General features: G+C 62.1%; 29 protein-coding genes, 1 tRNA gene and 2 pseudogenes. 18 read left to right on the forward strand and 14 right to left on the reverse strand.

What is annotated here, in order from left to right; translation table 11 throughout:
• The 6 genes from HAQ05_RS21650 to HAQ05_RS21670 all read right to left on the reverse strand — a co-directional run.
• Positions 1 to 1139: amidohydrolase family protein (locus tag HAQ05_RS21650; protein ID WP_190424437.1), on the reverse strand; the 1139-nt coding region annotated here is incomplete at its 3' end.
• Between the two features lie 216 nt (positions 1140 to 1355).
• Positions 1356 to 1649 carry a Dabb family protein gene (locus HAQ05_RS21655; protein WP_190424439.1) on the reverse strand — a complete coding sequence of 98 codons (294 nt, stop codon included), beginning with the start codon at positions 1647 to 1649 and terminating at the stop codon, positions 1356 to 1358.
• Entirely contained in the window at positions 1646 to 1807 is a 162-nt protein-coding gene (locus HAQ05_RS28800; RefSeq protein WP_238935044.1) for a hypothetical protein, read from the reverse strand. Before HAQ05_RS28800 ends, HAQ05_RS21655 begins: the two co-directional genes overlap by 4 nt.
• A 30-nt stretch (positions 1808 to 1837) precedes the next feature.
• Positions 1838 to 2017: a hypothetical protein gene (locus HAQ05_RS28805; protein WP_238935045.1), complete on the reverse strand. Its 180-nt coding sequence runs from the start codon at positions 2015 to 2017 to the stop codon at positions 1838 to 1840.
• A 346-nt stretch (positions 2018 to 2363) separates the two neighbouring features.
• A complete protein-coding gene (locus tag HAQ05_RS21665) occupies positions 2364 to 3152 on the reverse strand; it encodes an ABC transporter permease subunit (RefSeq protein ID WP_202988103.1) in 789 nt (262 codons plus the stop codon).
• A gap of 221 nt (positions 3153 to 3373) precedes the next feature.
• Positions 3374 to 3994 carry a helix-turn-helix domain-containing protein gene (locus HAQ05_RS21670; RefSeq protein ID WP_190424443.1) on the reverse strand — a complete coding sequence of 207 codons (621 nt, stop codon included), beginning with the start codon at positions 3992 to 3994 and terminating at the stop codon, positions 3374 to 3376.
• A 195-nt stretch (positions 3995 to 4189) separates the two neighbouring features.
• Here HAQ05_RS21670 and HAQ05_RS21675 point away from each other — a divergent pair, with 195 nt between their 5' ends.
• The 4 genes from HAQ05_RS21675 (at position 4190) to HAQ05_RS21690 (ending at position 8229) form a co-directional block, all read left to right on the forward strand.
• The gene (locus HAQ05_RS21675; RefSeq protein WP_190424445.1) at positions 4190 to 5683 is read left to right on the forward strand and encodes an aldehyde dehydrogenase; all 1494 of its coding nucleotides are present in this window, start codon (positions 4190 to 4192) and stop codon (positions 5681 to 5683) included.
• A 16-nt stretch (positions 5684 to 5699) separates the two neighbouring features.
• A complete protein-coding gene (locus HAQ05_RS21680) occupies positions 5700 to 6620 on the forward strand; it encodes a dihydrodipicolinate synthase family protein (protein ID WP_190424447.1) in 921 nt (306 codons plus the stop codon).
• 10 nt (positions 6621 to 6630) lie between these two features.
• The gene (locus tag HAQ05_RS21685; protein ID WP_190424449.1) at positions 6631 to 7914 is read left to right on the forward strand and encodes an NAD(P)/FAD-dependent oxidoreductase; all 1284 of its coding nucleotides are present in this window, start codon (positions 6631 to 6633) and stop codon (positions 7912 to 7914) included.
• Positions 7915 to 7998: 84 nt separating this feature from the next.
• Complete coding sequence (locus HAQ05_RS21690; protein ID WP_190424451.1) at positions 7999 to 8229, forward strand: hypothetical protein; 231 nt, start codon at positions 7999 to 8001, stop codon at positions 8227 to 8229.
• Positions 8230 to 8355: 126 nt separating this feature from the next.
• On the opposite strand, the gene HAQ05_RS21695 is transcribed toward HAQ05_RS21690, so the two are convergent.
• A complete protein-coding gene (locus HAQ05_RS21695; RefSeq protein WP_190424453.1) occupies positions 8356 to 8574 on the reverse strand; it encodes a hypothetical protein in 219 nt (72 codons plus the stop codon).
• Positions 8575 to 9080: 506 nt separating this feature from the next.
• On the opposite strand from HAQ05_RS21695, the gene HAQ05_RS21700 reads away from it, so the two are divergent.
• Positions 9081 to 9359: a type II toxin-antitoxin system RelE/ParE family toxin gene (locus HAQ05_RS21700; protein WP_190424455.1), complete on the forward strand. Its 279-nt coding sequence runs from the start codon at positions 9081 to 9083 to the stop codon at positions 9357 to 9359.
• Positions 9360 to 9367: 8 nt separating this feature from the next.
• A complete protein-coding gene (locus HAQ05_RS21705; RefSeq protein ID WP_190424457.1) occupies positions 9368 to 9673 on the forward strand; it encodes a HigA family addiction module antitoxin in 306 nt (101 codons plus the stop codon).
• 826 nt (positions 9674 to 10499) lie between these two features.
• Here HAQ05_RS21705 and HAQ05_RS21710 read toward each other — a convergent pair.
• Positions 10500 to 10587 (reverse strand) — tRNA-Ser (locus tag HAQ05_RS21710).
• Between the two features lie 178 nt (positions 10588 to 10765).
• Between HAQ05_RS21710 and HAQ05_RS21715 the strand changes: the two genes are divergently transcribed.
• From HAQ05_RS21715 to HAQ05_RS21745, 7 genes are all read left to right on the forward strand, one after another.
• Positions 10766 to 11437 carry a Bax inhibitor-1/YccA family protein gene (locus HAQ05_RS21715; protein ID WP_190424459.1) on the forward strand — a complete coding sequence of 224 codons (672 nt, stop codon included), beginning with the start codon at positions 10766 to 10768 and terminating at the stop codon, positions 11435 to 11437.
• Positions 11438 to 11543: 106 nt separating this feature from the next.
• A complete protein-coding gene (tusD, locus tag HAQ05_RS21720; protein ID WP_190424461.1) occupies positions 11544 to 11936 on the forward strand; it encodes a sulfurtransferase complex subunit TusD in 393 nt (130 codons plus the stop codon).
• A gap of 1 nt (position 11937) precedes the next feature.
• Positions 11938 to 12297 carry a sulfurtransferase complex subunit TusC gene (gene tusC / locus HAQ05_RS21725; RefSeq protein WP_190424463.1) on the forward strand — a complete coding sequence of 120 codons (360 nt, stop codon included), beginning with the start codon at positions 11938 to 11940 and terminating at the stop codon, positions 12295 to 12297.
• Positions 12297 to 12572 carry a sulfurtransferase complex subunit TusB gene (gene tusB, locus HAQ05_RS21730; RefSeq protein WP_190424465.1) on the forward strand — a complete coding sequence of 92 codons (276 nt, stop codon included), beginning with the start codon at positions 12297 to 12299 and terminating at the stop codon, positions 12570 to 12572. Before tusC ends, tusB begins: the two co-directional genes overlap by 1 nt.
• Positions 12569 to 12904: a TusE/DsrC/DsvC family sulfur relay protein gene (locus HAQ05_RS21735; protein ID WP_190424466.1), complete on the forward strand. Its 336-nt coding sequence runs from the start codon at positions 12569 to 12571 to the stop codon at positions 12902 to 12904. The genes tusB and HAQ05_RS21735 overlap by 4 nt, the downstream gene beginning before the upstream one ends.
• Positions 12901 to 13902, forward strand: a complete 1002-nt coding sequence (locus HAQ05_RS21740; RefSeq protein WP_190424469.1) for a glycosyl transferase family protein — start codon at positions 12901 to 12903, stop codon at positions 13900 to 13902. Before HAQ05_RS21735 ends, HAQ05_RS21740 begins: the two co-directional genes overlap by 4 nt.
• A 90-nt stretch (positions 13903 to 13992) precedes the next feature.
• Complete coding sequence (locus tag HAQ05_RS21745; protein ID WP_190424471.1) at positions 13993 to 14979, forward strand: glutathione S-transferase C-terminal domain-containing protein; 987 nt, start codon at positions 13993 to 13995, stop codon at positions 14977 to 14979.
• Between the two features lie 89 nt (positions 14980 to 15068).
• Here the strand turns inward: HAQ05_RS21745 and HAQ05_RS21750 are convergent, their stop codons facing one another.
• The 4 genes from HAQ05_RS21750 to HAQ05_RS21765 all read right to left on the reverse strand — a co-directional run bounded on the left by HAQ05_RS21750 (position 15069) and on the right by HAQ05_RS21765 (position 20152).
• The gene (locus HAQ05_RS21750) at positions 15069 to 15911 is read right to left on the reverse strand and encodes a TIGR03915 family putative DNA repair protein (RefSeq protein ID WP_190424472.1); all 843 of its coding nucleotides are present in this window, start codon (positions 15909 to 15911) and stop codon (positions 15069 to 15071) included.
• A complete protein-coding gene (locus tag HAQ05_RS21755) occupies positions 15908 to 17122 on the reverse strand; it encodes a putative DNA modification/repair radical SAM protein (RefSeq protein WP_190424474.1) in 1215 nt (404 codons plus the stop codon). The genes HAQ05_RS21750 and HAQ05_RS21755 overlap by 4 nt, the downstream gene beginning before the upstream one ends.
• 116 nt (positions 17123 to 17238) lie before the next feature.
• Positions 17239 to 18621, reverse strand: coding sequence for an undecaprenyl-phosphate glucose phosphotransferase (locus tag HAQ05_RS21760; protein WP_190424476.1), 1383 nt, complete (start codon positions 18619 to 18621; stop codon positions 17239 to 17241).
• A 517-nt stretch (positions 18622 to 19138) separates the two neighbouring features.
• A complete protein-coding gene (locus HAQ05_RS21765; RefSeq protein WP_190424478.1) occupies positions 19139 to 20152 on the reverse strand; it encodes a zinc-dependent alcohol dehydrogenase family protein in 1014 nt (337 codons plus the stop codon).
• A 206-nt stretch (positions 20153 to 20358) separates the two neighbouring features.
• Between HAQ05_RS21765 and HAQ05_RS21770 the strand changes: the two genes are divergently transcribed.
• The 5 genes and pseudogenes from HAQ05_RS21770 to HAQ05_RS28810 all read left to right on the forward strand — a co-directional run.
• Complete coding sequence (locus HAQ05_RS21770; RefSeq protein ID WP_238935046.1) at positions 20359 to 21273, forward strand: LysR family transcriptional regulator; 915 nt, start codon at positions 20359 to 20361, stop codon at positions 21271 to 21273.
• A 348-nt stretch (positions 21274 to 21621) separates the two neighbouring features.
• Positions 21622 to 21729, forward strand: a pseudogene (locus HAQ05_RS29190) (His-Xaa-Ser system protein HxsD); the annotation flags it as partial.
• A 126-nt stretch (positions 21730 to 21855) separates the two neighbouring features.
• Positions 21856 to 22146: a type II toxin-antitoxin system ParD family antitoxin gene (locus HAQ05_RS21780; RefSeq protein ID WP_190424557.1), complete on the forward strand. Its 291-nt coding sequence runs from the start codon at positions 21856 to 21858 to the stop codon at positions 22144 to 22146.
• Between the two features lie 2 nt (positions 22147 to 22148).
• A complete protein-coding gene (locus HAQ05_RS21785; RefSeq protein WP_190424480.1) occupies positions 22149 to 22505 on the forward strand; it encodes a type II toxin-antitoxin system RelE/ParE family toxin in 357 nt (118 codons plus the stop codon).
• Positions 22506 to 23402: 897 nt separating this feature from the next.
• Positions 23403 to 23531 (forward strand): annotated as a pseudogene (locus HAQ05_RS28810) (tyrosine-type recombinase/integrase); the annotation flags it as partial.
• A gap of 156 nt (positions 23532 to 23687) precedes the next feature.
• Here the strand turns inward: HAQ05_RS28810 and HAQ05_RS21790 are convergent.
• Together HAQ05_RS21790 and HAQ05_RS21795 are read right to left on the reverse strand one after the other, a co-directional pair.
• The gene (locus HAQ05_RS21790; protein WP_190424482.1) at positions 23688 to 24311 is read right to left on the reverse strand and encodes an NIPSNAP family protein; all 624 of its coding nucleotides are present in this window, start codon (positions 24309 to 24311) and stop codon (positions 23688 to 23690) included.
• Positions 24298 to 25506: an alpha-hydroxy acid oxidase gene (locus tag HAQ05_RS21795; RefSeq protein ID WP_190424484.1), complete on the reverse strand. Its 1209-nt coding sequence runs from the start codon at positions 25504 to 25506 to the stop codon at positions 24298 to 24300. Before HAQ05_RS21795 ends, HAQ05_RS21790 begins: the two co-directional genes overlap by 14 nt.
• Between the last annotated feature and the right edge of the window lie 35 nt (positions 25507 to 25541).

The raw sequence follows: 25541 nt of genomic DNA on the forward strand, positions 1-25541 counted from the left end.
GCCCCCCCCTGGGTGGCCCAATAGAGCACGTCGCCGGCCGCCAGTGCCTGTTCATCGCCACTGATGCCCGTGGCCAGGTTCAAGGTGGTCTGCATCACCCTGAACGGGCTCGCATTACCGCTCAACACCAGCGTGTCTATACCCAGGCTCAGGGGAATGTTCGCCTTGTGCAATGCCATGACCGGCGCCAGCCCGTAGCCCACGCGCATCTCGCTCAGGGGCGTCAAGCACACGCTCGCGCCGCTTCGCGCAATGCTTTGCAGGTCTTCGGCATCCACGTGGGTGGCATGCACCAGTTGCACAGACGGGGCAAGCAACCCGCGTTCGGCCAATTGGCGCACGGCCTTTTTCTGCTGCGCCTGGGCGGTGACCGCGATATGGGTAGAGATTGGCAATCCATGGCTGGCGGCAAAGGCAAACTCTTGTTCCCATATGGGCGGTTCGGTGCGCTCTGGGCCGCGGATCGCCAGGCCCAGGTCCAGGCGATGCACCGCTGCCCCGCGCCACTGCGCCTGAAGCCGTTCGATAGCGTCGAAGTCCATATGACCGTTCGCCGCCAGGTCCTGCGCGTAGCCATACCACAAACGCGCGCGCAGCCCGCTGTCGGCCATCGCTTGCAGTTCGGCCTCGGCAAAGGCTGGGCTGCGCAGGTTATGGGCCCAGTTGTTGACGGTGGTGATACCGGCGTTCACCGCCTCGGCCAGGCCCAGCTGTACGCCGAGGGCGGACAACGCAGGGGTAAAGCGTTGGCTGACCGCAAGCTGGTTCTTGAAAAACGTGTTGCCATGAGGCAACGGCGCGCTGTTGCGCAGAAAGCTGTTCCAAAAATGCCAGTGGCCGTCGACCAGGCCGGGTATCAGAATCATGCCCGTGGCGTCGAGCACGCTGGCGCCTTTGCCCTCAAGTTGCTGGCCGATCGCAACGATGCTGCCGTCGCGGATCAGCACGTCAGCTTCTGCCAGGTCACCTACCGCCGGGTCCATGCTCAGCACCGTCGCCCGCCGTATCAACAGGTGCTGCGCCTGGCGTGGTTTTACCGCGGGGGCATCGGCAGCCAGGGCAGGCAATGCCGCCCCTGCGGCCAGGGCCGCACCCTGTTTAAGCAGGGTACGGCGCTCGAGGTTGGCATCCACCGGCATGTTGAACTCCTGATCAAAGGCGCGCTGCGCCAGGTACGCAGCAAGGGGGCGTGTGGGGTCGTTATACCTGCGTGCCGGGTAAACTGCACGCGCGCAAGCCACCCACTCGGCCCTCTGCCGTGACGCGCCGCGGCACCTGCCCAGGGTTCACCGGCAAACGCCCTCACCGGGGCACTTGCTTGCGGGTTTACCCGGGGCGCTGCGGTTCCATGCCCATTAGCACGTGTAATCGACCGCGACCCATTCGAAGTACTGCTTTAGGTCTGCCACCAACGCCTGATGCGCGGGGTGCGGCAGGCAACGCGCCACCGCCTCGGCGTCATCGAAGGTGGCATCGAGGATGTAGTCCCAGCAGATCGGCCGGTCCAGTTCGTTGGCCGCTACGGTCCAGGCGCGGGCGAAATCGATTTGCTGCTCCAGGGTGCGCATGTGCTCCACCAACCCCGCTTCCAGTGCAGCATTTTCGGTAACTGCCGGCAAGCGGCGAAACAGCACAACGTGGCGCATCATGGCTGGGTGGCCTCCAAGTGGTAACCACGGCCGGCGTAATCGAAATCGACCAATTCATTGATGCCCACACCCTGTTGCGCGGGCGATGCGTAATAGGCACGGATTTCCCGGATCAGGCCACTGTGCTCATCGAATACATACCATTCATCGCCACGCAAGGCGGTGCCGAGCTTGTTTTTCCAGTGGGTCTACCCAATCACCGCTTCATGGCTGTCGTGGCTGAGCAGAATCTTTTCGATGGTCCACTGCGAGCCGAGGTTTTCCACACACCAAACCCATTTGCGGGCGATGGTGTCGGCGCTACGCCAGGGGATCTCGGGCAAGCCTGCGGGAAAATAGTGCACCGCATCGGCAGTGAAGCAGGCCACCAAGGCCTCATAGTCGGCCCCATCACCAGCGCATTGACCAGCCCTGTGGCCGGCAACCGCGCCCGTTGCAAGGCGTAGGCGGCCGGCACGCTGAGCACCACGGTCACCAGCGTGGTCAGGCAGGCGATCAGCAGGCTCTGGGTGGTCGAGCCCCACCAGGCCGGGTCTGTGAAGAATTGCCGGTAAAGCGCCAGGGAGAACACCTTGGGCGGGAACTCCATCTCGGTCGATGGGCTGAAGGAGATCGGCAGCACGATCAAACTGGGCAGCAATAGGAACAGGTAGCACGCCCAGGCCACCGTCGGGACGAACAGCGCGGCTGCCGCGCGGCGAGCGGAAGCCCCCCTCATGCCAACGCCCCCAGTGTGCCATTGCCGCCACGCACGCGCCCGAGCACGATCACCAGCACCGCGGAGATCGCCAGCAACACCACGGCAATGGCCGAGGCGGCTGGCCAGTCGAGGGTCTGGCGGGTATAGAAGTCGATCAGGTTGGCGATCATCATGTCTTGCCGCCCGCCCAGCAGGGCCGGGGTAATGTACATACCGATCGACAAGGTGATGTTCATGATCACCCCGGCGATGACCCCTGGCATGCTCAATGGCAGGGTAATGGTGCGGAAGATGCGCAAAGGCCCGGCCCCCATCACCTGGGCGGCTTTGGCGAGGTTAGGGTCTTGGGCCAACAGGCTGCCGAGCACGGAGAGAATCATGAACGGCAGCAGGTAGTTGACCATGCTGAGGATCGCCCCCAGGCGGTTGAACACCATCGGCAGGTTGACCGGGGCGCCCACCACGCTGCTGAACAATTGGTTGACCAGGCCATTGTGGCCCAACAATACGGTAAGGGCGAAGCTCTTGACCAAGATACTGGTCCAAAACGGCAACATCACCAGCATTAAGTAGCCTACCCGCCGGCGCGGCGTTTGGCGGGCCAGGTGCATGGCGACCGGGTAGCCGATGAACAAGCTGACCACGGTGGCGGTCACGCTGATGGCGAAGGTGGTACGCAGCACCTTGAAAAACAGGCTGCTGCTGAACAGCGCTTGATAGGCCTGCAGGCTTAATGCCCCCTCGCCCAGGCTCTCGCGGGCGGTCAGCAACAGGGGAAACACGAAAAACAGCAGCAGTAACACGAACAAGGGCGCCAGAAGCAGCGCTCCGGCGCGCCTGCTCAAATAAGAAGAGACACCCCCCATCCTCCCACCCCTTTCAAGGCCCCGGTATCGAACTGAACCTGGGCCGGTTGCCATTAAGTGCTCATGGACGCCCCGGTGCCGACCCTGGCCGGCGTTCATGATCCGGACATAACACTGCGCTAAATAACAATCAGGATACTGAAATTAGTTAAGCACAATCACTCGGTATCCACGTCGCAATTCACCCAGAATACAATCGATTGGCTGGGGCCCGGGTTAGAAAACCGGTGGGGCAAATCGCTGGGGAACGAGAAACTGTCACCCCGGTGCAGCATGAACGTTCGTTCCTGGATCTTCAGCTCAAGCATCCCGGCGACCACAAAGCCAATTTCCTCCCCGCGGTGAACATAGAAATCGCTACCCGAACTGGCGCCGGGGTCCAGGCTCACATACAGGCCCTTGAGGTGCCGGCTGGCAGTGGACGACACTAAGTCCTTGCGCAGCCCCGCCGCGTCGATCAGCGGCTGGCGGCGGTCGGCACGGATGATGTAAGGCGCATCGTTGTCGCTTTCATCGGGCGAGTCGAGCAGCCAGGCCGGCGCCACGCCCAGCGCGGCCCCCAGGCTGAACAGCGTACGCACGGTGGGCGACACCCGTTCACGCTCGACCTGAGACAAGGTACCGATGGAGATTCCCGCCATGCCCGCCAACTGCGCAAGGGTCAGCTTGCGCGCCCGGCGCAACTCACGAATACGCGCCCCCACTTTGGGGCCAGGCCCCGACGGTTCTGGTACGGTCCCGGCTTGTGCGCTTTCAGCGCCGTCCAATTGTGGGCTCATGTTCACCTTTTACACCTGGCTGTTTTTTTGTCGGGTTTGCCTGAACGGCGCGAGCCGGTGGGGTACTGCGGCAGTCCGCCTCGTCGCCGTTTTTTAGTATATTGAAAAAGCAAAATTGTGGATATCCTGAAACTGTGCAACCATTTTTTGGGTCTCAGCCTGCCCTTTATTCCATTCCCGCGACAGGAGAAGAGCATGACAGCGGCATCCAGCCCATGGCACGCCAAGGCGGCCAAGCTTGTGTTCAATGGCGACGCGTTCATCGGCGGGCGCTATGTCAAGGCGCTTTCGGGCAAGACGTTCGACACCCTTAACCCGGCCACCGGCGCGGTGCTCGCCCAGGTGGCCGAAGGTGACCAGGCCGATGTCGAGCGTGCCGTTGCCTGTGCCAAACAGGCGTTCGAGCGCGGCACGTGGTCACGCATGGCCCCGGCTGAGCGCAAGCGCCGGCTGCTGCGCTTCGCTGACTTGATGCAAGCGCACGCAGAGGAATTGGCACTGCTCGAAACCCTGGACATGGGTAAACCGATCCGCGACAGCCTGGCCGTGGACATGCCGCTGTCGATTGGTTGCATGCGCTGGTACGCCGAAGCCATCGACAAGCTGTATGACGAAGTCGCCCCGACCGCTCCCACCGCCATTTCGCTGGTGCGCCGCGAGCCACTGGGCGTGGTCGCGGCGGTGGTGCCGTGGAATTTCCCGATGCTGATGGCGACTTGGAAGATCGCGCCGATTCTGGCGTCGGGCAATTCGGTGATTCTCAAGCCAGCCGAGCAGTCGTCGTTGACGGCGATCCGCATCGCCGAATTCGCCGCCGCGGCCGACATTCCCGAGGGCGTGTTCAATGTGGTGCCGGGCTTCGGCGAAACCGCGGGCCGCGCCCTCGGCCTACACATGGATGTGGACTGCATCGCCTTTACCGGCTCCACCGAGGTGGGCAAGTACTTTTTGCAATATGCCGCCCATTCGAATATGAAACGGGTGGGCCTGGAGTGCGGCGGCAAGTCGCCCAACATCATCCTCGCCGACGCCCCCGACTTGGACGCGGCCGCCACTTCCGCCGCCTGGGGCATCTTCTACAACCAGGGCGAGGTCTGTAACGCCGGGTCGCGGCTGATCATCGAGGCGGCAGTGAAGGAACAGGTGCTGGAAAAAGTCATCACGGTGGGGCGCGGCATGCGCGTCGGCGACCCGCTGGACCCGGCCACCGATATCGGTGCGATGGTCGACGCCGGGCAAATGAAGCGGGTGCTACAGTACATCGACGCGGGTAAGGCCGAGGGTGCACGCTTGCGCCTGGGCGGCGAACAACGGGTGATCGGCGAAGGCTGCTTCATCGAGCCCACGGTGTTCGACAACGTCAACAACAGCATGAAAATCGCCCAGGAAGAGATCTTCGGGCCGGTGTTGGCGACGATCGAAGTCAAAGATGTCGACGAGGCTATCAAGGTCGGCAACGACACGATTTACGGCTTGGCCGCCGGCGTGTGGACGCGCGATATCAACAAGGCGTTCCGGGTGTCCAGTGCGCTGAGGGCCGGCGTGGTCTGGGTTAACTGCTTTGACCATGGCGATATATCCTCGCCCTTCGGCGGCTTCAAGCAATCCGGTTCCGGGCGCGACAAGTCGCTGCATGCGTTCGACAAATACACCGACGTCAAGGCCACCTGGATCAACCTCGGCGCCTGACCCCAGGGAGCATTCCATGCCCACGTTGCAATTGCGCGGCTTGCTGCCGGCCTTCCCCACCCCGCTGGCCGAGGCTGGCGGCGTCGATATCCCGGCGTTGCGCACACTGGTCAGCTACATGTTGGAACAGGGCGCCAGCGGCCTGGTGCCCCTGGGCGGCACCGGGGAGTACACGGCGCTCTCGCACCGGGCGCGCATCCAGGTGATCGAACAGACCGTGGCAGTGGCGGCCGGGCGCGTGCCGGTGGTAGCCGGCGTGCTGTCGCCGGGACTTAACGACGCCATCGAGGCGGGCAAGGCATTTCACCAGGCTGGGGCGGATGCCTTGATGGTGATCGCGCCCTATTACGCGAAAAACACCCAAGCCGGGGTGCTCCATTACCTGCGCGAAGTGCGCGCCGCCGTCGAGCTGCCCATCGTGCTGTACGACAACCAGGCCCGTAGCCACTTCGTGATCCAGCCGGACACCATCGGTATCCTCGCCGAGGGAACCGTGGTGGTCGGCATGAAGGCATCGAACACCGACCTTTACCACTTCGACCAAGTGATGCAGTGCGTCGGTGCCGACTTCCAGATGCTCAGCGGCCAAGACACGTTGTTCGCCCAGCAGGTGGTCATGGGCGCTCGCGGCGGCGTGCTGACCTCCGCGGTGTTGCTGCCCGGGGTGTGGAACGAGGTGCAGCGGCTGGCCGAGGCGGACCGTTTCAGAGAAACACGGGGCCTGCAGCGCACGCTCTGCCCACTGATGGATGCGCTGTTCGCCGAGGAAAACCCGGTGCCACTGCGCGCTGCGCTGGCCATGCTCGGCATGCCCTGTGGCCGTTCGCTAGCGCCCCTGCTGCCCATGTTCGCAGCGCTTGGCACCCGGCTGTTGAGCGTATTGAACGCGCTACACCAAAGCGGCGCCCTGCCCCTCGCACCTGCCCCACTGCGATAGGGTGCGCGCCATGGACAGCGTGGGTTTGGCCAATACCGTGTACCGCGAAACTGCCGCCGAGCTAACCCTCGCGGCGCCGCTCGAAGGCGCCCACCGCATCGATTTCGCGGTGGTCGGGGCCGGCATCACTGGGCTGTCGACGGCCTTGCACTTGGCCGAGGCTGGGCATCAGGTCGCCGTACTGGAGGCCCATGAGCCGGGATGGGGTGCGTCTGGGCGCAACGGCGGCCAACTCAACCCCGGGCTTAAATACGACCCGGACGACATCGTCCGGCAATTCGGCGCAGCGCTCGGCACGCGCATGGTGGAATTCGGTTGGTCGAGCACCGAGTTCACCCTGGCCTTGATCCAACGCCTGGGCATCGACTGTGATGCACGGCAGAACGGCACCTTGCGCGCCGCGCCGAACGCCCATGCCGGCCGCTCGATAAACCGCACCCTGGAGCAATCCGCGCGCTGGGGCATGCCCGTCGAAGCCCTGGGCCCGGCAGCCATGGCCGAGCTGACCGGGACCGATCGCTACGGCTGTGGCCTGCTCGATCGCCGTGGTGGCGACCTTAACCCGCTGAAGTACGTTCGCGGCCTCGCCCATGCGGTGGCCAACGCCGGCGGCCACATCTTCCCCCACAGCCAAGCGCTGTCGCTCAAGCGCCTGGGCGATGGCTGGGACATCCGCACTGGCGGCGGCCGGGTGCTCGCCAGCCAAGTGCTGATTGCCACCAACGGCTACACCGGTGCGCTTTGGCCGGGGCTGGCGCAGTCGCTGGTGCCGGTTTACAGCGCCATCGCCGCGACCGAACCGCTGCCGCCCGCGCTCGCGGCGGGTATTCTTCCCGGCCGGCAAGTGGCATTCGAAACCGGGCGGATCACCGTCTATTACCGCATCGACAGCCAAGGCCGGCTGCTCATGGGCGGGCGCGGCCCTATGCGGCCCATCCACTCCCCCGCGCCGTTGGATAACCTAACCGGCTACGCCCGCGCACTCTGGCCGCAGTTGAGTCACGTGCAATGGACCCACGGCTGGAACGGCCAAGTGGCGATCACCCCGGACCACCACCTGCACGTACACGAACCAGCCCCCGGGTTAACCGCCTGCGTAGGCTACAACGGCCGGGGGGTGGCCCTTGCTACGGCCATGGGCAAAGTGCTGGCCGAACACATGGCCGGTGCGGATCGCGACCAATTCCCGATGCCCTTCTCGCCCATCAAACCGATGCGCTTTCACAGGTTCTGGCCGGTGGGGGTGCAGCTCGCCATTGTTTCTGGGCGGGTGAAGGATCGATTAGGTTTTTGAAACCTAATGCCACGCCGCCTACTTCAAGCTGGCCATCGCGTCCGCTTCCGGACCTTTCCAGTCCCGCTGCGAGAGGTTGCGGGGTTGCAAAGGCTCGATCTTGCCGACGATAAGCAAGAAAGAGAGCGCACCGACCAGGCAAACACCACCGGCGGCGACCAACGGGATAACGAAAGACCCGGAATTGAAGGCAAGCATCAAACCGGTAAAGCTGGCACTGCCGATATCGGCGATATTGGACTCTCCGATGCTGAGTTGGACACCGTTTACGCGAAGATGCGCGAGATCGGGGCCGAGATCGAATTCTGTACGTGATGGCAGATCATTTTGCAGCGGACACGAAGTGGCATGGGCCAGCCTTTGGTCGGTGCAGGCTTGGCCTTTGCGTCTTGCGGCCGCTGGAATGAAATAAACCCGGCGCTGCGGCCGGGCTTATGCGGATTACATCGCTGCTGATGGCGGGTCTTCATCGGAAAGCGGATCGTCGTCTGGAAGAGGCGATTCATCATCAGGATTTAAGGGAATTTCGCCCTCATGATCAGGAAGGCTTCCGCCACCGGGGCGATCGGCTGGATTGACGCCTGGCTCTATCGGATCAAGCGGATCAGTCGAATCGGGGTCATTTTCGAATCCACCTTGTTGTTTGATGTCGCTGTTCATATACACCTCCGATAGCCCCAGCAGGTGGCCAAGGCTTGCAGATTGGAGGCGCGGTACATCCCCTCGTGCCGGGAATTAGCTGAACGGTCAACTACAACGGGTCTGCCACGACTGATGCTAAGTCAATCTTCACCCAGAGCCAGCTCCGCGCGCCTCTCTTACATGGTCAGCTCATCGAGTTTGCGCGGATTCCCGCACATCCAGCATGGGCAAACCTTGCCATGGTTGGCGAACATGCCGGCCATTCTTTCGCTGATGGTCTAGCATTCGTACCCCTTCTGCTTTGCGTAGAACCGGCCTTTGATGCGGCGAGTGTCGTGACGCCTTTTGCTCTTGTCATATCCGTCTCCAATAGGCAGAGACGACGAAGCCCAGGCAGATTTCTCTGACGAGGCTTTTGGATCTATCCCCAGGGTGCGCAGGGATGGATGGGGATCATTTCGCGGTTGAATTCACCGCACGACTCTGTATACTCAACATTAACGCATAACGTTAAGCATTAATACATGGTCCGTAGCTTCAAATGCTCTGACACTCAGACCCTATTCACCGCCGGCAAAACACGCCGCTGGACCGCGATACAGTCGGTGGCTGAGCGGAAGCTAGGCATGCTTGATTCGGCCAAGGTGCTGCAAGACCTCAAATCCCCACCCGGCAACCGTCTGGAGGCGCTTCAGGGGGATCGAACAGGCCAGCACAGCATTCGTATCAACGATCAATGGCGCGTGTGTTTCATCTGGACCGACAATGGTCCTGAAAACGTTGAGATAGCCGATTACCACTGAGGTGCATAATGTTCAAAAATGGTATGCGACCCATCCACCCAGGCGAGGTACTGAAAGAAGAGTACCTCGACCCATTACAGATTACGCCCACCGCCCTGGCTCGCGCGCTGAACGTCTCTGCCCCCACCGTGAACGAAATCGTTCGGCAGCGTCGGAACGTTACCGCTGACGTTGCATTGAGGCTGGCAACCGCATTGGGCACGTCTGCCGAGTTCTGGATCAACTTGCAGGCCACCTATGATTTGCGCAAGGCGGAAATCGAAAACGGTCAGCGTATTGCACAAGAGGTTCATTTGCTGGAGGCATGCGCTTGAACAGCGGGCTGGGCTTTGCGTGACTTATTCAGTTACGTGGGGCAGCGCCAGGCCGATGGTGCATCCAGCATGGACACATGGCCTGTAACGCATATGGGTCAGCCGAGCGCAATGACGCGCTCAGCCATAGGGAGAATCCTTGTGTTTCATGTAGAAGCGGGCCGCCTGCGCAAACAAGCCGCCGAACAGGTCGCGCTTCGAGTTCCGGCCATACAGGTGTACAGGATCGCCCCGGGTGCCGGGTGATGATCCGGCTCGGTCTTGAGCTTGCCATCGGCCAGGTACACCCCGGCATGGTTGGCCACCGGTGAGCGGACCTGCATCACGATGAGGGCGCCTTGGCGCAGGTCCGCCGGATCGCAAGGCTCGAAGCGGCGACCTTGACGTTCTCTCGGTAGAGATCTTGGGAAAACGTAACGCTGCGCACCCATCCCAGTACCTTCTCATCAGCAAGAATGGCAAACGTCTTTCGGCTCCGATGCGCCGCAGGCGCTGGGACGACGCTAGGGGAAAAGGCCAGGAAGGGGGCGAAGGCGGCAGGTGATGCTCCGCTAGTCCCTAAGATTGCCAGCTTCCAGTTCAGGGACATCCGCCCAAAGGCGGCTTCTGAAATCAAGTATCTTGAGGGCGCCAGTTTGCTGCTTGGGTACACCAAAAGCGACATCACCGGGCGCGTCTACAGGCGCGTCGGGTCGATCGCCAAGCCTTCGAAATAGGCAACATTTTGTAAGCGGTTCCGTAACCAAATGGAAGCGGTGCCGGCTAGGTACGGATAAATGCATGCCGTATGAAAGCAAAAAGCCCTGAATAATCAGGGCTTTGAATATGGCGGAGGCGTAGAGATTCGAACTCTAGGATAGTTGCCCATCGGCGGTTTTCAAGACCGCTGCCTTAAACCACTCGGCCACACCTCCTCGTTTTGCGGGCGCCATCATACCGTAATGCAACCGCCTGTCAAATCGTGGTGTCGGGGCTTTATCAGGCTGATGGCCCAGTCATTTGCAACGGAGTGTTTCTATAGCGGCTTTGTCACTTGCCGTCGGGCCCCAGGCTTGGTTCAATCGTCGCCATCCACTCAAGAGGAGTATCGCCATGCGCGAACAGGATTACATCGTCAACCAACGCTCGGAGGTGGGCCGCTCCGAGGTCAGCCGCGTGCTGCGCAACACCTACGGCCTGCTCGCCCTCACCCTCGCCTTCAGCGGCGTCATGGCGTTCGTGTCGCAACAAATGCATGTTCGCTACCCGAACGTGTTCGTGGTGCTGATTGGCTTCTACGGCCTGTTCTTCCTCACCAACAAGCTGCGCGATTCGGTATGGGGCATTCTCTCCACCTTCGCCCTCACCGGCTTCATGGGCTTTATCCTTGGCCCTATCCTCAACCGCTACCTGGGCATGCAGGGCGGTGCAGAGGTGGTCAGCGCCGCCTTCGCGATGACCGCGCTGGTGTTCTGCGGCTTGTCGGCCTACGTGCTAATCAGCCGTAAAGACATGAGTTTCCTCGCAGGCTTCATCACCGCGGGCTTCTTCGTGCTCCTGGGGGCCACGCTGGCTGGCATGTTCTTCCAGATCAGCGGCCTGCAACTGGCGATCAGCGCCGGTTTCGTGCTGTTCTCGTCGGTGTGCATTTTGTTCCAGACCAGCGCGATCATTCATGGAGGCGAGCGTAACTACATCATGGCCACCGTGAGCCTGTATGTGTCGATCTACAACCTGTTCCTGAGCCTGCTGCAACTGTTCGGGATCATGGGGCGCGACGACTGATCCATGTTAAACGGCGTGCTGCAAGGCCCGCTTCAGAGCCCGCTTCGGCGGGCTTTTTCATGCCCGAGGGGTTAGAATCGGCGGCAGTCGCCAGTTCGAGAGCCTGATGAAATTCGCCATTGCCGTGTTCGCCCCTGCCCATGCACCCGCCTCGCGGCGGGCGTTGCGCTTCGCCCAGGCCGTACTGGCCGAAGGGCATGAGATCGTGCGGTTGTTTTTCTACCAAGACGGCGTGCACAGCGCATCGGCCAATGTGGTGTTCCCCCAGGATGAAAGCGATATAGCCGCCCAGTGGCACACGTTCATCCAACAGGCGCAGCTCGATGCGGTGGTCTGCATCGCCGCGGCATTGCGCAGGGGCGTACTCGATGAACAGGAAGCGGGCCGTTACGGCCGCCCCGCCGCGAATCTGCCCGAGCCCTGGGTGTTGTCCGGACTGGGGCAACTGCACGAAGCGGCCCAGGCGGCAGACCGCCTTGTCAGTTTCGGGGGGGTATGAGGTGGCCAAATCCATGTTGATCGTTTCGCGCCAAGCCCCCTGGGCAGGCCCGGCCGCCCGTGAGGCACTGGACATTGCCCTGGCCGGGGGGGCATTCGGCTTGCCGCTGGCCATACTGTTTCTCGACGACGGTGTGTTTCAATTGCAGCAAGGTCAAGCACCCGCGGCGTTGGAGCAAAAAAACCTGTGCGCCAACCTGCAAGCGCTCGACCTGTTCGGGGTAGAAGCAGTGTATGCCTGCCAGCACAGCCTGCACGTGCGAGGGCTGGCGGCTGGCACCCTGGCCGTGGAGGCGCAGCCCTTGGCGGCAGAGGCCATCACCGCCCTTTTCAACCGCTTCGACGAGGTGATCACGCTCTGATGGCGACTTTGCACGTACTATCACACTCGCCGTTTACCGATGGCCGCCTGGCCAGTTGCCTGCGGGTGCTGGGCCCGGAAGACGGCCTGTTGCTTTGCGGCGATGCGGTATACGCCTTGGCTGACGCCTCGGCTTTGCGCCACCCGCGGCTGTATGCCCTGGAAGAAGACGTGCAGGCCCGCGCGGTAGTTGCCAAGGCAGCCGTGGAGGTGGTGGACTATCCAGCCTTCGTCGCCCTAACCCTGACCTACGCGAAGGTGAATAGCTGGCTATGAGTACCCTCATCGCCGATGGGCGCGAGATCGCCTTGGACAAAGACGGCTTTTTGTGCGAACTGGCTGATTGGTCGCCGGCCGTAGCCACGGCGCTGGCTGAGCGCGAGGGCATCTCGCTGGGCGAGGTGCATTGGGCGGTTTTGGCGGTGCTACGCGATTTCTACCGCGAATTCCAGCTGTCGCCGGCCACTCGCCCGCTGGTCAAATACACCGCCGTACGGCTCGGGCCCGAGGTGGGCAATAGCGCCCAGCTGAACCGCCTTTTCAATGGCACACCCGCAAAGCTTGCCGCCAAGCTCGCCGGGCTGCCCAAACCGACGAATTGCATATGAATACCCCCACGGCGTTAACGTTGCAGGCACCCGCCGAACACCCTTTCGCCGCGTTCGTGCGCATCCTGGGTAAAGGTAAACGCGGTGCCCGCAGCCTTACCCGCGAAGAAGCACGCTTGGCCATGGGCATGCTGCTCGATGGCCAGGTGGAAGATACCCAGTTGGGCGCCTTCCTGATGCTGCTGCGGCACAAGGAAGAAAGCCCCGAGGAATTGGCGGGCTTCACCGAGGCGGTGCGCGAGCGCCTGCATGCGCCGGCATTGGCCGTAGACATCGATTGGCCCAGCTATGCCGGCAAAAAACGCCATTTGCCGTGGTTTTTACTAGCTGCCAAATGCCTGGCGGGCTCGGGGGTGCGCATTTTCATGCATGGCGGCGGCGCGCATACCGCTGGGCGGCTATACACCGAGCAGTTACTCGGCCCGCTCGGCATCCCGCTGTGCCGTAACTGGCAGCAGGCTAGCGAAGCCTTGAACGGCGGCGGGCTGGCGTTCATGCCGCTGCTGGATTGGGCCCCGGCCCTACAACGGATGATCGACCTGCGCAATACCCTTGGTCTGCGCTCGCCCATTCATTCACTGGCGCGCATTCTTAACCCGCTGGGTGCGCGGCTGGGGCTGCAGAGCATCTTCCACCCGGGCTACCAGAGCGTCCACCGCGCCGCCAGCCAGTTGCTGGGCGATACCACGATCGTGATCAAGGGTGATGGTGGTGAAATCGAGGTGAACCCGGACGCCGCCTGCCATCTCTATGGCACCGCCGGCGGTAACGCCTGGGATGAAGAATGGCCAGCGTTATCGGCACAGCGCCATGTTAAACCGGCTGCACTGGAGGTCGAACCCTTGTTGGCGGTATGGCGCGGCGAAGCCGTGGACAGTTACGGCGAAAAAGCCGTGGTGGCCACCATGGCGCTGGCTTTGCGCGGGCTCGGCCAGGCACAGCAAAGCGCCTTCGAGCAGGCCGAGCACTATTGGCGAGCACGTACCCCCAAGGCATGAACGGGTGATTACCAGCGGCGTTTTCGGTATCGCCGGTGAACCCTGACGCCTAAAAAGGCACAGAACCTTAAACGGGCACAGGAGTTGAACGTGGGTCTACTCGTTGATGGGCAGTGGCAAGACCGCTGGTACCAAAACGGCCAGGATGGCGCTTTCGAACGCCAGCCGTCACAACGCCGCTACTGGGTCAGTTCGGCGCTCGGCGCCGACTTTGCCCCCGTAGCCGGGCGTTACCACCTGTACGTATCCCTCGCTTGCCCCTGGGCACATCGAACGTTGATCGCTCGGCACCTTAAGGGCTTGGAGCCTTACATCGGGGTAAGCGTGGTGAGTTGGTTGATGGGCGAGCAAGGCTGGACCTTTGCCCCCGAAACAGGCTCCAGCGGCGATACCCTGTATGGCCTTTCCTACTTGCACCAGCTTTACACCCGTGATGCGGCGCGCTACAGCGGCCGGGTAACGGTGCCGGTACTGTGGGACCGCGAACGCCAGTGCATCGTCAACAACGAATCGGCTGACATCCTGAGGATGTTCAACGACGCCTTCGACACCCTAACCGGCAACCGGCTGGACCTCTACCCAGCGCCGTTGCGCAGCGAAATCGACACCCTCAACGAACGCATCTATCCGCGGGTGAACAATGGCGTATACCGGGCAGGCTTCGCCACTGCCCAGCAGGCCTACGAAGAAGCGTTCTGCGCGCTGTTCGATGAGCTGGCTTGGCTCGATGGGCATCTGGGTGGCCAGCGGTACCTTGCCGGTGATTATCTGACCGAGGCCGACCTGCGCCTGTTCACCACACTGATACGCTTCGATGCCGTGTACCACGGCCATTTCAAATGCAACGCCCAGCGAGTGGAAGACTACCGCAACCTGAGCCATTGGTTGCGCGAGCTGTACCAATGGCCGGGGGTGGCCGATACCGTAAACCTCATCCACATCAAGCGCCATTACTATGGCAGCCACCCCACCCTCAACCCCAACGGTATCGTACCCAAGGGCCCGACGCTGGATTTCAACCGCCCGCATGATCGAGCACGGTTACCAGGGCGGGGCATCTGGCAACGGCCTGCCTAGGATGGCCGCAGCGGTGCCGCTTGCTGCCGGGCCGCCCTGCCCCAGCAATAACATTCATCATTTCTCGTGCGAGTGTCTCAAACACTCCACTACCCCTTGCCCACTCGCTTGCCTTTGAGCCGTGCCACTTCCCGGGCCTGGCCGTCGCGGCGCTTACCCAGTTGTGCATCGCTAACCAACGCGGGAATCAACGGGCCTTCCGGCAGGTGCTTCCAGAAGCGCCCAGGCATGTGCCCTTGCAGGGCTTTGGGGTTGAGCCGTGCCGGGTTGAACAAGTTACGGTAATAGGCCAGCCACAAGCCACCGTCGGGGTCATCCCCTCCCTGCGCCAGGTGTTGCCAAGCTGCGGGGCAGTGGCGTTGGTATTGCAGCGTTTGCCCGTCGTAATAGGCGCCATCGCGGGGCGTCGCAATCAGCCACCGTGCTTGGCCCATGCGGCCGATGAAATGCTCGCAGGCATCACCTAACACATCGTGCGCCGGTTCATGCCAGGCCACGAACTGCGGCCCAGCTGCGCCAACGGCTGCGTCCTCGGCTGCGCCTTCGGCAGCCGGAACGAAGCGCAAAAACGCGTGTATGTGATGGGTTTCACGGCGGACCTGCTTGACCCGCCGGTGCAATTCACTGCCCAAGTCGCTCCCCGCCAACATCGCGCTACGGTCGCCCTGAGCCACGCGCCAAAGCACCTCATACAATAGGCTCCAACGTTGTTCACCGCGATAGCGCGCGGCCTGGCACAGTAGCCCCGGCAGTTGCGCTGGCACACGCGGTTGCCGCGGGCCTTGGCCGAGGGGCATCGGCCCCGCACTGGCAAACAGATCACCACCAGCGCCGGCCCAGGTTACGGCGCAAGGCGCTATACCATGGCTCAATAACTGCCGTGCCTGGCCACGCCAAATGTCGAAGCAATCGCCACAATCGAGGCTGATCATGGGAACAGCCCCAGCTGGCGCGGCGCTTCCAGCCATTGCCGGCGCAACCATTGGCTCGGCGCATCGGCCTGGCGCGGGTGGTAATCGCTGGTGATGATAAAGGGCCTGGCCTTGGCCAACACGCAGCGCAAGCGCACCAGGTCGTCGTAGCGAATGCGCCGCTGGCGCCGCAGCGCCACCAGGCGCTGTGCACTGCGCAGGCCGATGCCGGGAACCCGGGCTATCTGCAGTGCTTCGGCATGGTTGAGGTCCAGCGGAAAACCCTCCCGGTTGGCCAGCGCCCAGGCAAGCTTGGGGTCGATGTCCAAGGCCAGGTCGCCGGGGCCCGCAAGCAGCTCAGCGGCACGGTAACCATACCCGCGCAGCAGAAAATCGGCTTGGTACAAACGGTGTTCACGCAACAACGGTGGTGCGGCGCGCGGCACGCTGGCAGGGCTGGCGGGAATTGGGCTGAAGGCCGAATAGTACACCCGGCGCAATTGGTAGCCGCGGTACAGCGCTTCGGCATTGCGCAAAATCGTGCTGTCATCGGTGGTGTCGGCACCGATGATCATCTGCGTGCTCTGCCCGGCCGGTACGAAGGCCGGCGCCCGTGGTTGGCCTTGCCGCGAAAGCTCGCCGCGCTGGATGGTGCCCATTGCCGCGCGGATCGAGGCCGCGCTTTTTTCCGGCGCCAATTGGCGCAGGCTGGCTTCGCTGGGCAGTTCGATGTTCACGCTGAGCCGGTCGGCGTAGCGGCCGGCCTGCTCGACCAGTAGCGGGTCGGCGTCAGGGATCGTTTTGAGGTGGATGTAACCGCGAAATTGGTGGGTTTCGCGCAGCAGTTGCGCCACACGCACCAGTTGCTCCATGGTGTAGTCCGGTGAACGAATGATCCCCGAACTCAGGAACAGCCCACTGACGCAGTTGCGCCGGTAAAAATCCAGCGTCAAGCGCACCACCTCTTCCGGGCTGAACCGCGCCCGCGGCACATCGCTGGAGCGCCGGTTGACGCAATACTGGCAGTCGTACAGGCAGAAGTTGGTCAACAGCACCTTGAGCAACGACACGCAGCGGCCATCTGGCGTGTAGCTGTGGCAAATGCCCATGCCATTACTGGCGCCGAGCCCGGCCCGGCCCTTCGAACTTCGCTGCGGGGCGCCGCTGCTGGCGCACGAGGCATCATACTTGGCGGCATCGGCCAGGATGCTGAGTTTGTCGATCAATTCCATGGCATGCTCAGGATAATACTGTATTTAAATACAGTACAGAGCACCCAACCGCAAAACAAGCACCGTCGGTCATGGTTGCGCAGCATGCACCCCAGTACACCCGAGGGCCAGGCGTGCTAATAGATGTTTTTCGAAAACAGGGTGAACGGCGTCTTGAGCAGGATCTTGATGTCGAGCCATAGCGACCAATGGTTGATATACGCCAAGTCCCTTTCCAGGCGGCCTTGCATCTTCTCCAACGTCTCGGTTTCACCGCGAAAACCGTTTACTTGGGCGAGGCCTGTGATGCCTGGTTTAATGCGGTGGCGTGCCATATACGCCATCAGCTTGCCGCAATAGTAGTGGTTATGGGCAATGGCGTGTGGCCGAGGGCCGACCAGCGCCATCTCGCCGCTGAGCACATTGAACAGTTGCGGCAGTTCGTCCAATGAAGTACGGCGCAAAAAGGCCCCCACCCGGGTCACCCGCGAATCATTACGGGTGGCTTGTTTCACGTCTTGGTCATCGTGCATGCGCATCGAGCGAAATTTGTACACCTGTATCACCTTTCCGTTACAGCCATCACGGCCTTGTCGGAAAAACACCGGGCCAGGCGATGACAGCTTGACGGCCACCGCCACGGCCAGCATCACCGGGGCCAATACGACCAGCGCAAGCAGGGCCAGGCAACGCTCGATGAGGTCCTTGCCAAAGGCCGCGGCGGGGTGAGAGCTCAGCGGCGTTTCGTTCAGGTAAATGGCAGGGATCTGTTCGATCTGCGAAATCGACTGGTTCAGCAACATCATGCTCCCGAAATCTGGCACCCACACCACGTCTACCGCAAGATCTAGCAGGTCTACGTATATCGACTCGATCTGCACCATCCGGTCCAGTGACAGGGCGATGTACACTCGGCGTACGTGCGCCCGCTGTATGATCTGGCGCAACTCAGCGAAACTGCCCAGGGTGGCGAGGCCCACGACGGCGTCGGCGCCCTGCTCCAGTGCGACCACACCGAGCACGGGCACCCGCGGTTTGAGTTGCCGGGCCAACTTGGCAGCCAGCTCGCCGCTACCAATGATCACCGCTTTGCGGTCGTTCTTGAGCCGTAATGTGTGCCTGTTCAGCAAAAAACGTAGCGGGACGAACGCTGCAGCCTGCCCCCAGTAGCCGAATGCAATAGCCTGCAAGGCCAGGTCAGGGTCAATACTTTCCGGGCTGCCGCTGGCCATGGCCACCAGCCCCAGAGTACCCACCAGCACGCACCACCCCGCCAGTAGCCGCAGCAGGCCCGCCGCATAGTTCAGGCGTTTGTGGTACACGTGCAGCGCGCTATAGATCGGTACGGAGGCGAGCACGCCTATGACCATCAACGCCCGGTGGGGCGGTGGGAAACCACCGAAGTGGGCATATATCACGCTCCCCAACAGCACGCACGACACCACACTACCGGTGAGCCACATAGCCCAGAATGTCAGGCCCCGACGGTTAACCATCGGGTGCAAGCGAGGCGCAATCATCGAACAATCCTCCACAAACGGGTAAGGCGTGCCAGAACGGCACGTAAATACCGGGCAGCCGCGCACTGCCCCGCTATAGCGCGGCGCAAGGGATGCCTGGAAGGTAAAAAACCGCACCGGTAGAACAACCGAGCGGCCATAGCAGCAGGAGGGGGCCACCCCCCAGGCACGCTACCGCCCCAAGTGGGGCTTGCGCGGTTTGGGGTGGCGGCGGGGGCGGTTTGAAAAGGTACGAGGGCTACGCACGTGAACGCACTGCCAGGTCATCTAAGCGGCGTTTGAGGCTACTTAGGTGAATGAGGGCGATAGTAAAGGGGGGCAAAAGCAAGTGGCAAGCAGCAACGGCAATTTGCCAGCAAAAAATCGGCCGCCGTCACAGTGAAAAATAAAACATATATAAATCAGATGGTTAAAAACTAAATATCAAGGTGCCAATTATTTGATCCGGTGGCGCAGGGTGTTTATTGGCGCCAATTAACTTTGCTACAGCACGGCCGCCGGAAACCCGGCGGCGGCCTCATACCGTCAATACCACACTGCCCATGCACGGGCATTCATCCATGTACCGGTGCGCTTCGACCACCTCATCGAAGCGGAACACTCGCGGGGTCGCGGGCATTAGCACACGGTCGGCGGTCAATTGGTTGATCTGCTGCAATGCCTTTTGCACCGCCGCCGTGTCTTGGGGAATGCCCAGTTCCGGGGTGCCGGTAAAGTTACACAGGCAGTGCAGATGAAGCTGCAGGCTTTTCTGGAAGGCCGCGCAGGCCGGCAGCGCTGTTTGGTTACCCCCTTGCAGCCCATACAGCACCAGGCTGCCACGCGGCGCCATTACATCGCCCAGCACCGCCATTTGCGGGCCGCCGAGCCCATCGAAGACCATGTTCACGCCGCTGCCGTTCGTGTACTTGGCCACTTGGCTCACCAGGTCCTGCTCTTCGGTCACGATCACCTTATCGGCACCCAGCGCCATCACCGCCTCGCCTTGTGCGCCGTTTTTGGCCAGGGCGATCACCTTTACCCCCAGGGCTTTGCCCAATTGCACGAACGCAGGCCCAGCGCAATATGCAGCGCACGTCACCAACGCGGTTTGCCCAGCCTGGGCACGAGCAAGCTCGGTGTAGGCGAACCACGCCATCAACAGCGGTGTATAGTGCACCGCCGCTTGCTCGGGGGTCAGGATGCCGGGGTAACGGGTCAGTGCCCGCCGCGGCAACACCACTACTTCAGCATACACCGGGTGCTCGTTGGCGCTAGCGGCAGGGAAGCTTGCGACCTGGTCGCCCACGGCGAGGTCATCAACGCCCTCGCCCAAGGCGGTGACCACGCCGGCCATCTCAAGGCCAAGGCCCGCGGGCAGGCGCACTTGGGACGGCGCCAGGTTTTGCCGCCAGAGCACGTCGTACCAGGTCACACCGATGGCCGCGACTCGCACTTGCACTTCGCCGGGCGCGGGCAACGGAGCCTCATGCTCTTCGCATTTGAGCACTTCGGCCGGGCCGAACTTATGGAAGCGAACTGTGCGGGACATTACGAACCTCGTTCAATGACCTCTAAAGGCTTGCAGATTATCCGGGCTTTGCCGGCAGTGCCATGGGGGCCGGTTAATAGTCACCATGCTTGGCATTGATCGGCCTGCCGATATACCTGGCCGTTTTCACATATTTATGCAGCCTACCAGCTTTTCGCCTTACTATTCGAGGCTCCCGCACGCTGACACCGGAACAGAGCCCACCGATGAATCGCAACGACCTGCGCCGCGTCGACCTCAACCTGTTGATCGTTTTCGAAACGCTGATGCATGAGCGCAGCGTAACCCGTGCCGCGGAAAAACTCTTCCTTGGCCAGCCGGCCATCAGCGCGGCATTGTCACGCCTGCGCACGCTCTTCGACGACCCGTTGTTCGTGCGCACCGGGCGCAGCATGGAGCCCACCGCACGGGCCATCGAAATCGGCGCCTTGCTAACGCCGGCGCTCGACTCGATTTCCACCGCGGTCAGCCGCGCGGCCGAATTCGACCCCGCCACCAGCACCACCGTGTTTCGCGTGGGCTTATCCGACGACGTTGAGTTCGCCTTGCTGCCGCAACTGCTCAAGCGCCTGCGGGCAGAGGCACCAGGCATCGTGTTGGTGGTACGGCGTACCAATTACATTTTGATGCCAGCCTTGTTGGCGTCCGGCGAAATCTCGGTAGGCGTGAGCTATACCAACGAACTACCGGCCAACGCCAAGCGCAAGGTGCTGCGCCGCAGCAAGCCGATCGTGTTGCGTGCCGACAGCATCCCCGGCAGCATCGGCCTGGATGCCTTCTGTAGCCGCCCCCATGCGTTGGTATCTTTTGCGGGCGACTTAGCAGGCTTTATCGACGAGGAACTGGAAAAAGTCGGGCGCAAGCGCCATGTGGTGCTGGCGGTGCCTCAGTTCAACGGGCTGGGTACCCTCCTCGCCGGCACCGATATCATCGCCATGGTGCCGGATTACACCGCCGAAAGCCTGATCGCTGCCGGCGGCTTACGCGCACAGGAAGTGCCCCTGCCGGTGCGCAGCTTCGAATTGCACATGGCCTGGCGCGGCTCACAAGATAACGACCCGGCCGAGCGCTGGCTGCGCTCACGGTTGCAGATGTTTTTTGGGGACCCGGATAGTCTTTAGGTGTCCGTCGGGCGGGCTGTTCAGTTGATCATTTTTGCCTTTCCACAAACCATGGAGCTCCATTCACTTCCAGTGGATTGCTACATTGGGGGCACATTTGAGGGCATGCTTTGGATGGTTTGAAAAGGATGCACCCAGCCTGAGGCCAAGTGGGCTATTGATGAGGATGGATGCACTGAGGGAGATGTGGATCCTCGCCCTACCCCGTATCAATGACCGAACCTTAGTGAGCGCACCACCCACCACGCTCGACAAATACCTGCGAATGTAAAAAATAATATGATGGCATAATGCTTTGGCAACAGGCAAAATCCACACGTTCCCAATGGATTTGAAGGACCGGTTCCGATGACATGGCCAGTCACGCTGAAACTCGACAGCGCAGCCTACCCGCTCAGCGTGGTGCATCGCGCCGCTTATTCCCTGGCTGACACTGTCGCGATCCAGGTCGCTATTGCTGATTGGCGCCGAGTCAGCCATCACCGGATCGCCGGATGTCGGCCCCAAGCTATTCTCCTGAGCGAAAATGGCATAATATGCCAACAATCAAAAGTACCTGTTTGCATGGAACTGGAGCTAGTTATGGCGACGCGAAACGTTGTGCTCACCCCTCACCAGGATCAGGTTATCCATGACCTGGTGCAGTCCGGCCGTTATCAGAATGCCAGCGAAGTGATGCGGGAAGGTTTGCGTTTATTGGAGCAGCGCGTCGCCGAAGACACCGCCAAAATTGAGGCACTGCGCCAGGCGACCTCGATCGGCATCATGGATCTTGAGCACGGGCGCTTTACTCAGGTGAACGAAGGGGATCTGGAGCACTACCTCGAGGGCCTGAGCCTGGAGGCAACCCTCCCCGCGAGAGAGAAACACTGAGCATGCCGCAGTATCGGATCTCCAACCCGGCGCGCGCCGACATTGTCGACATCCTCAGGCTCTCCCAGACGCAGTTCGGCGATCAAGCACGCCAGCGCTACCAGGCGCTGATCCTCGCGGCGCTCCAAGCGCTTGCCGACACGCCTCATCGCATTGGCAGCCACGACCGCGATGAGCTCGCACCGGGCCTTCGCAGCTATCACCTCATCTATTCACGTCAGCAGGCCAAACAAACACATGGAACGGTCAAAAGCCCCCGCCATATCGTGTTCTATCGTGTGGCAAACGACGACGTGATCGAGGTCGTCAGACTCCTTCATGACGCCATGGAACTGCAGTTGCATTTGCCGAACGACTGATCAGCGACCTGGCCCAACGGTTGAACCGGCCATGAACAGAGAAGGTAAGGCGCCCCCCTCTACATCTCAACCCGACCCCTCCCGCTGCCAGCCGGCTCGGCGGCCAACTGAAGCGCCAGGCTCTGGGCCCGACCGGACTATCGAGATCCACGACCAGAAACACGATGTTCAACTTTGCCCAACACTTTCAATGCTGAACAACCGCTTCATAGGCGTTTTCAGAAGCTAGGCGCCTGGCATTACGCTCCAACTGCCGATGGACACACGGATCGATGCCCTGTCGACCAGCGGCCTTACAGCAGCACGCAGAGCACGAGCATCTCGCGAGTCAATTTCAGGATAGGTGCTAAGAGACAGACCCGACAACTCCGCTTAAGGATATCGAATCATTACCCATATCCTTTTCCGAACGACCAAGGATTTGCCAGGTACGGGTTGCTCATCCAGTATACGGAGGCGCGCTAAATACCAGCCAGTGCCATACTGGAGTCAGTCGGAGGTCTCCATTCGCGATCACTTGCACACCCGGCGCGAATGGGGGCACAACTGGGGGCACATTTCGTTTTTTTCAGGCTATAACTCCCGTGCTAGAGCGACGTCAAAATGTTTTTTGGGGACCCGGATAGTCTGTAGCTGATGCCCACTGAAATCCAAAACTCCTATCAAGATCAAGCAGTTACAAATACCTTTACCCACTGTCGCCCGTCGTAGCCCAATGGTTCCTAGAGCATCTGGGGTGTCGTTGGGGTACCTTCTCCTTCTATCGAAAACGGTACCCCCAGCAATGGCGACTACTCCTCATCTCGCCTTTCGATGAAAACTCAGCGATGCCTTCATGGCGATGTGAACAGCTGAAAATTCGCCAGGCGGTGAACAACAACCCGGCAAGCGAACGGCCGGCCGGGTGAGCTGGCCAGAATGCGTTGGGAGGACGTCGACCTGATAAGCGCGGACTGGCGCTATGTCGGCAGCAAAGCCAAGCACCTCGACAAGAGCAAGCACATCATACCCCGGCCGGAGCAAGCTTCGCCCTGTGGGAATAGCCGCAGCGCCTCGGACAGGTCATTGGTCCACAGGCTGGCGCCGAGGCCGAACGGGCTGTGATGAACCCCAGGCGCGTCGGGCAAAAAAGGTTCAGGCTGGTCGGGTTGTTGTCTGCACGTGAAGGCGTGCCGGCGGCACTCACCGCAAGGGCGAAAACTCCGCGGGCAGGTACACCACCGAGTGCATCTCCCGCAGTTGCGGCGCGGAGTTTTCCGGTGGCCACACGCCGTCTTGCACGGCGCGGGTGCGCACCTCCAGGCGCTGCTCAAGGCTGGCGTAAGGCCAGATGTGCAGGTAGCGCGGCAGCCGCCCGCTGGTCGCGTAGAAGGCGGCATACACCGGGGAGTAGGTGGCGGCGGTGCGCGGCCCCACCGCCTTGCGCCAGCCGGCCAGGGTCGGGACTAGGCCGGACGGCACCAGGTTGTACTCGCGCAGCTCGTAGAACGGGCCATGGGCGCCAGGCGCCAGCGGTTCCAGGAAGGGAAACAGGCTGTAGTCATCTATTTGCTGGTCCATCACGAACTCACCGATGCCGAAGGCATCCAGCGCCAGCAGCACCCGCTCACGCTCGGCTTGGCGGGCCTGGCTATCGCGGAAACCGCGCAACACCGCCACGGTGTTTTGCGGGCCGATTTCCGACACCCAGCAGCCCATCAGCCGCACGCCCTCGCCGGCTTCCTGCAGGGTGGCCCGCAAGCGTGGCAAGGCCTGCGCGGGGGTGCGTACGCGCAGGGTGTAGCGGATCAATTCATACAGGTGCATGGGCGGGCTCATGAGCGGAACGAGGTGCCCCAGCCAGCCAGTGCCGGCCGAGGTGATCGATGCCGGTACAACCGGCCAGGTTCAGGCAGCGGCGCAGCTCGTCGGCGAGCAGATCCAGCGCTTTACCAGCACCGGCCTCCCCGCCCACCGCCACACCGTAGAGGGTGGCGCGGCCCAGCAGCACGGAGTCGGCGCCCAGGGCCAGCGCCTTGACGATGTCGCTGCCGCGGCGGATGCCCCCGTCGAGCAACAACTCCAGTTTGCCCCGGGCCACCGGCACGATCGCCTCGAGGGCATCGAGGCTGGCCAGGGCGCCGTCGAGCTGACGGCCACCGTGGTTGCTCACCACCACGCCGTCGAGCCCCAGGGCGATGCAGCGCTCGGCATCGGCCGGGTGCAGCACGCCTTTGAGCAGCAACCGCCCCTCCCACTGCTGGCGCAGCCGGGCCAGAAAGTCCCAGTCCAAGCCGGTATCCATCTGCTCGCCGATGAACTTCATCGAGCCCAGCGCCGTGCGCTGCCCCTCGGGCAGATAGAGGTTGAGGTTGCCCACGGTGGGCAGGCCGTGCGGCCACAGTGCTTGGGCCATCCAGCGTGGGTGGCGCAGCACGTCGAACCGGTTGCGCCAGCTGAGCACCCGTGGCCGGGTGAAGTTGCGCCGGTCCCACTCACGGTTGCCGAGCACCATCGCATCACTGGTCACCACCAGGTTGCGCACCCCGGCGGCGCGGGCCCGGGCCAGCAGGCTGGCCTGCACTGCCGGGTCGCGCATGGGGTATAGCTGGAACCACAGGTTCACCCCAGGCACCCGCTCGGCAATGGTTTCCAGGGCCGCGCAGGCCACCGTGCTCAGGCAGAACGGCACGCCACGGGCTGTGGCAGCGCGGGCCAGGTGCAGGTCGGCATCCTTGTAAAGCATACCGTTGTAGCCGGTGGGGCCGATCATCAACGGCAAGGCCTGGGTTTCGCCCCACAGGCTGCGTTCGGTCGCCGGCGGCTGGCACGGCACCAGCGCCCGCGCGTGCAGGTGGCGCTCGGCGAAGGCCTGGCGGTTGCCGCTGAGGGTCTGTTCCTCTTCGGCGCCGCCGGCCAGGTATTCCCAGGCAAAATGCGGCAAACGCTGGCGGGCCATGGCCGCCAGCTCGGCAATGCTGTGCACCTGGGTGAGGTCACGGCCAGTGTGATAACGGCGCATCGGGCACCCCTTCTACAAGATAACAAAAGCCCGGC

The organism is Pseudomonas typographi, assembly GCF_014694385.1.
Lineage (GTDB): Bacteria > Pseudomonadota > Gammaproteobacteria > Pseudomonadales > Pseudomonadaceae > Aquipseudomonas > Aquipseudomonas typographi.